At 55.3% G+C, this 712-nt stretch carries 1 pseudogene; it reads right to left on the reverse strand.

Annotated features, from left to right (window positions below):
* Positions 1–539: pseudogene (locus tag R7Q09_RS25590) on the reverse strand (phosphoadenosine phosphosulfate reductase); the annotation flags it as partial.
* Positions 540–712: the final 173 nt, after the last annotated feature.

Genomic DNA, 712 nt, shown 5'->3' on the forward strand with positions numbered 1-712 from the left:
ACGTCCGGCTGGATTTTGATGGAGCCCCCCTCGTAAACCGTGCGGCCTACGGGGTGGCGGACTGCCCATGCGTACCGGCGTTTTGCCAAGTAGCGCTGGATGCGGTTCAGCCCCGACATATAGCCATGCCTTTCAGGGTCCGTGGCAAGCAACGTCTCCATTGACTTATCCAACCCAACAGCCTGGCAAGCCCAGCAACCGAAGCGAGCGCCACAGGCGTCACTGGCCTTCTTCTCTGTTGCCGACCACACGCACTCCCCTGTTGCCGCCTTGTAAAGCTCTGCCGTAGTGACATTGCTCTCCAAGTAACTTGGCAGAGGATATGCTGAGCCCATGCCAGCGGATAGTAAGAACTCCCAGACATCACTCGCCAACCAGTTTTTCACCACATACAGCTCACCCCCATCTTTCGTCTTAATGACGCGATCTGAGCTTCCTCGCTGTTTTGCAATGTTGGCCGCACGAATAGTGCTTTCAGCATCACGACTGCCCAGCAAAAGGCAGACTTTCTGTCGAACCTCTTTGGGAAGCTCTCGCATATAAGCTGCCTTCGCTCTTTTGGCAGAGGTGATTTTTAAATCCTGGCTACACTGGCGGGCCGTGGAGTTGGAAAACGTAGGCAACCCCCTCCCAGTAAGGATTCGGCCCGTCCAACTCTGCGAGATCCCAGGCTTTGCTAGAACGATGGTCAGAGGAAGGTTTTCCTTCGCAA

The sequence above is a fragment of the Vibrio sp. 2130-1 genome (assembly GCF_033339515.1).